The 5,226-nt window shown below is 70.5% G+C and carries 7 protein-coding genes; all 7 read right to left on the minus strand.

The features are described from left to right. Positions 1–90 precede the first annotated feature (90 nt). Positions 91–513, minus strand: coding sequence for a cupredoxin domain-containing protein (locus tag ABI385_RS10520; protein WP_348103706.1), 423 nt, complete (start codon positions 511–513; stop codon positions 91–93). Between the two features lie 60 nt (positions 514–573). After that, a complete protein-coding gene (efeU, locus tag ABI385_RS10525) occupies positions 574–1,422 on the minus strand; it encodes an iron uptake transporter permease EfeU (protein ID WP_348103707.1) in 849 nt (282 codons plus the stop codon). Positions 1,423–1,554: 132 nt separating this feature from the next. Then, the gene (pheA, locus tag ABI385_RS10530) at positions 1,555–2,520 is read right to left on the minus strand and encodes a prephenate dehydratase (RefSeq protein ID WP_348103708.1); all 966 of its coding nucleotides are present in this window, start codon (positions 2,518–2,520) and stop codon (positions 1,555–1,557) included. Positions 2,521–2,525: 5 nt separating this feature from the next. Next, positions 2,526–3,074, minus strand: coding sequence for a DUF4446 family protein (locus ABI385_RS10535; RefSeq protein ID WP_348103709.1), 549 nt, complete (start codon positions 3,072–3,074; stop codon positions 2,526–2,528). Positions 3,075–3,150: 76 nt separating this feature from the next. Further along, entirely contained in the window at positions 3,151–4,035 is an 885-nt protein-coding gene (locus ABI385_RS10540; RefSeq protein WP_348103710.1) for a DUF5926 family protein, read from the minus strand. A 62-nt stretch (positions 4,036–4,097) separates the two neighbouring features. Beyond that, positions 4,098–4,535, minus strand: coding sequence for an ATP-binding protein (locus ABI385_RS10545; protein ID WP_348103711.1), 438 nt, complete (start codon positions 4,533–4,535; stop codon positions 4,098–4,100). Positions 4,536–4,698: 163 nt separating this feature from the next. Then, a partial coding sequence (locus ABI385_RS10550) for a glycerophosphodiester phosphodiesterase family protein (protein ID WP_348103712.1) occupies positions 4,699–5,226 on the minus strand: 528 nt, incomplete at its 5' end.

Here is a 5,226-nt window from a genome sequence, read left to right on the forward strand (position 1 = left end):
TCAGCCGAAGAGCGCCGCGCCTCAGTAGCGGCCGGCGGCGACGCCGGGGGCACGCAAAGACCGCCGACCCGTCGTGCTCGACAGGCCCGTTCAGGTGGTGCCGGTCACGGTAAACGCCGCGCGGATCCCGTCGCCGACCATGCCGGGCTTGCACGCGGTCTGGAAGCTGCCCGGCTCGGTGATCTTCACCTCGAGCTCGCGGGAGAGTCCGGGCGCGATGTTCTCCACCTCGCCCACGATCCGGTCACCGGACGCATACAGGTAGAACTCGTTGACCTTGGAACCAGTGTTGGTGACCCTGAACGTGATGGTGCCGGCAGCAGCCGTCGTGGCGGCCACCCTGCACTCGGTGTCGCTCTGGTCCACCGCGATGGGGCCGCCAACGCTCGCGGAGCTCGTGGCGCCGGCCGGGGTGCCGCCTGACGACGCGCTGCAGCCGGCCAGGGCGAGCACGGTTAGCCCGACGCTGCCGACGGTGCTGGCGAGGACGACGCCGGGACGGGATAGGGACACGACGAGCTCCAGGGGGTATGCCGCATGGGGACGGGAGAGGTGGGCAGAGGGAAGGACGGGTCAGGCGCCGGTGCGGATAGCCGGAGCCGGGGCCTGGGGGGCTGTGACCTTGACGGGGCGCAGGAAGAGCGTGAGGACGATGCCGACGTAGAGCACCCAGGCAACCGCCTGCAGCCAGGTCGTGTTAGGACTGAAGTTGAAGATGCCCTTGAGCAGGACGCCGTACCACGAGTCGGGAGGGATGACACCGCTGACGTCGAACGCCAGGTTGTTCAGTCCAGGGAGGAAGCCCGCCTCCTGGAGGTCGTGCAGCCCGTAGGCGAGGATCCCGCCTGCGACGACGACCAGCAGGAGGCCGGTGTAGCGGAAGAACTTCATGAGGTTGATCTTCACGGCGCCCCTGTAGATCAAGACACCCAGAGCGACGGCTGCCAGCAACCCGATGACCCAGCCGAACATGGGTTGGGCGTTGCCCTGCCCCGCGGCCTCGGTGGTGGCGTAGAAAAAGATCGCTGTCTCGAGCCCCTCGCGACCGACGCCGAGGAAGGCGACGAGCATGATGGCCCACGGCCCGACGTCGAGGGCCTTGTCGAGCCGGCCCTTCAGCTCACCCGAGATGGTGCGGGACGCTGTTCGCATCCAGAACACCATGGCGGTGACGAAGCCGACGGCGATGATCGAGGCGAACCCGCCGATCAGCTCCTGCTGCCCGAAGGACAACCGACCGGTCCCATAGGTCAGCAGGGCTCCGATGGCGACCGACAGCGCCACGGCAACGGCCACTCCGAGCCAGACATACGTGAGCGCCCAGCGGCGCTCGGTCTTGACCAGGAACGCGACGAGGATGACGACGACGAGGGCGGCCTCGAGGCCTTCACGAAGCCCGATCAGGGCGTTGCTCACGAGCACGGCGGTGACCCCGGGATGGGAGTAGGGAGATGGGCTGAGTTATAGAACGCGGCTCTGACGTAAAGGGCCGCGTCTAATCACAACACAGGTAAGCCTCACCTAACAAGTCTGGTGACCTATGTCTCTCGCAGGTCACCGAGCGAGTAGCGAGCCCAACCACGCGCGGGCGCCGGTGAAGTCCGAGTCCGTGGTTCCCTCCACGGGGGGAGTTCGACGACCGTCAGCACGGGCGTACGAACCGAGGTAGCGCACCTGGGTGCAGACCCGCTTCAGCCCCATCAATGTCTCGGCCACCCGCGCGTCGGCGATGTGCCCCTCGACGTCGACGGAGAAGCAGTAGGAGCCCATCGCCTCGCCGGTCGGTCGTGACTCGAGCCGGGTGAGGTTGACGCCGCGGGCAGCGAACTGTTCGAGCAGCTCGAGCAGCCCACCCGGGTGGTCGTCACGCTGGTAGAGCACGAGCGTCGTCTTGTCGGCGCCCGTCGGCGGGGGGGTCTGCCCCGGAGCAGCTACCAGCACGAACCGGGTGACGGCGGCGGAGCTGTCCCCGATGTCGGCGGCAAGGATGTGCAGCCCGTGGATGCGGGCGGCGACCGGCGCGCAGACCGCCGCGTCATAGGCCACGACGCTCGGCCCCCTCGGGTCCAGCCCCGCGGCCGCTGCGGCGGTGGAGAGCGTCGGCAGGTAGGCGGCGGTCGGCAGGTTGGCGGCGACCCACCGGCGCACCTGGGCCCAGCCGTGAGAGTGGGTTCCGACGGCGCGGACCTCCTCGAGGGTCAACCCCGGGCGGGCGGCGATGACGAAGGTCACGGGGACCAGGACCTCGCCCACGATGACCACGTCCGAGCCGACGGACAACGCATCGAGGGTCGCGCTCACGCCGCCCTCCACCGAGTTCTCGATCGGGACCATGGCGGCGTCGAGCGTCCCGGCACGAAGCGCGTCGAGCGCGGCCAGCACCGAGTCGCACGGCACATGCTCGGCCTCCTGCGGGTCCGGCCACGCGTCGAGCGCCATCTGGCAGAACGTCCCGGGAGGACCGAGGTACCCGTGCCTCGGGCGGCCGGGCGGGTTCCCAGAGCTGTCCCCCGTGCTCACGCCGGTCACCGTCGCGTCCACGCCGATACAGACCGGGAGGGTCGCGACCGGCTGCTCACCGGCATACCGGTATGCGCCCCACGAGCCGACGACAGCGCCTGCTGCTCCTCGGGGGTGAGGGTGATCTCGCTGCTCCCGCCGACGATGCCCTTGGCGTAGGTCCGGGACTCGCCTCGGGCGTGGATGGAGGAGATAACGAGACCGTCACCGGCGTCGTCGACCACGGCGCAGGAAAAGCTGAGCCGGCCACCCATGTCGCCGAAGGCGTCGTAGCGCACCACGGCGACGTTGCGCAGCGACTGCGCGACGCCACCTCGCACCTCGCTGATGTCGGCGCGGGTCGCCTCGAGCCGCTCGACCAGGGCGGTGATCCGGCGCTCCTGACCTGCGGCAACCGTGGCAATGTCGGACTGGCCGCCGGCCCACAACACCCGGAAGTTCGCGCGCAGGCTGCGCAGGCGGAGGAGCGCGACGAGCGCCACCAGCAGGGCGAGGACGACCAAGACCCCAGTGACGAGCGCGAGCGTCGTCAGCTGGGTCGCCGTCAGGGTCACTCGGGCAGGGTATCGGGGCGCATCGGTGTCGTCGGTGTCGTCCGTGTCGTCCGTGTCGTCGGTGTCGGCGGTGTCGTCAGCGCAGGGTGACCTGGCGGCTCTGCAGACCGGCGCGGGCCCGTCGTTCGTCGGCGTCCAGCGGCGCCGAACTGGCAGCGGCCTCCTCGATCGCCTCGCCCATCGCCGCCACCGGGGCCACCAGGTCGTCGACCACGACGTCGCGCGGAACCTCCCACACCGGGACCAGCAGACCGCTCGCCCGGAACGCTCCCAACAGCCGGGCGTCCGGCGTGAGCCGGCTGCGGCCCGCGGCGTGCAGGCGAGCCAAGGCGTTCGTTGCCAGATCCTCGTCGTGAGGCAGCACCCAGCGCAGATAGGCCCGTTCGCCGATGAGGCACCAGTACGCCGAGGTCACCCCCTTGACGCGCGCAGTCGGAATGACCGACTCGTTGGCGCGCTGGAGCGAGGCCTGCCCTTCATCGTCCAGGTGCGTGTCCGCGACCCAGAAGTCGAAGCCGTCGTGCAGCACTACCTCGAACGGGGAGCGGGTGTCGAGCAGATCCTGCAGCCGGGGGCTGCTCGCCGTCGGGGTCGGCACGACGGTCACGGGCGTGCCCTCCGCGGCGTCACAGGCCAGCAAGAGTGCGGCAGCCAGGTCGCGGCTGGCGTCGCCGCTCGTGGCGCCCGACTGGGTCGCGACGAACACGTCGTGGCCTTGCCGGTGCAGCGCGGGCCACGCGAGCGGCAGGACCGTCGTCACGGTGGCCGTCTCGATCCCCCCGCGAGGCTCGGCGAGGCGTACCGACGCGGTGGCTGCGGGGAGGATCTCCCGCAGTGCCACCCACTCCGTCTCGTCGGGCAGCTCCGCGAACGGCCGCGCCACGAACGGCGCCGGCTCGGCGAGCAGGGTGCCGGTGCTGCGATCGGGTCGGGTCGTACGTCGCTTGCTCGCCTTGCCCATGCGGGAACCCTAGCCACCGGGTGATCTGCGCCCGAGGAGTGGCGGGCTGATTCGCGTGGCGGCTAGTGCGAGCGGCGGCGGGAGGGTCCGCCGAGGGCAGCCCACACGGTGCGGCCGCCGCGCTCGTCGGTCACGCCCCACTCGTGGGCGAGGCTTCGCACGATGCGCAGCCCGCGGCCGGTGGACGCCCAGAGCGACTGGGGTGCCGGACGGGGCGTCGACAGGCTCCCGCCATCCGTGACCTCGAGCTCGACGACGCCCGCCTTGACCTTCCAGTGCACCCGGACGGTGCCGTCAGGCAGCGGCCGCGCGTGCCGCAGCGCGTTCGCGACCAGCTCGGACACGACGATCTCGGTCTCCCCCACGGTCTCCGGGTTGATGTCCCGGTCCTCCAGGTCGGCGACGACGATGCGACGCGTCTTGGCGACCGCCGATGGGGACCAGGGCACCTTGATGGTGCGTGGCCGCTCACCGGGATCGGACAGCGAACCCGCCGTCATGCTCGCGGACGCCGCACCCATGGCGCCAACGAGTCGAGGGCCCGCCATCTCTGCCCCCGCAGCATTGGCTCGTAGTGCCAAGCGCCGCTCACCGCCTCACCCCGCGTTGCCCCGAGCCCGGTCGGCCCCCCACTCACATACCAACGACCGAACTCGCAGCAGGTTACCGGTTGCCGTCGATCAGGTCGAGAACAGCGCCCGGACGGTTGCTGATGATCGCGTCGACCCCCAGCTCGGTGCAGAGCTCCATGTCCACCTCGTCGTCGACAGTCCATACCCATACTTCGTTGCCGACGCTGTGGTGGACGGTCACGATCTCCGGACGATCCCGGACAATGGCCAGGTCCAACCCCGCCGTGCCCACTCCCGTCGGAAGCGACGCACCCCGGTATGCCAGTGGCACGGGCGCCGCGAGCAGGAAGACCAGAGGCAGCTCAGGGGTCAGGCTGGCCATCCGCCGGACGGCGAGCGCTGAGAACGACATCATCCGGACCCAGACGCGCCTGCCCCGGTCTCCGCCGCGGGACCCGGTCAGCCCGTATGCCTGCAGCACCTCGGCCACGGCGTGCTCGACCTTGCCGCCGGAGCGGGAGGGGTGCTTGGTCTCGACGGCCAGACCGATCTCGCGGTCGGCGTCGAGCGCGAGCTCGACGAGCTCGCGCAGCGTGATCAGGCGTCCTGAGTCCGGGCT

The sequence above is a fragment of the Lapillicoccus sp. genome (assembly GCF_039935575.1).
Taxonomy (GTDB): Bacteria; Actinomycetota; Actinomycetes; order Actinomycetales; family Dermatophilaceae; genus Lapillicoccus.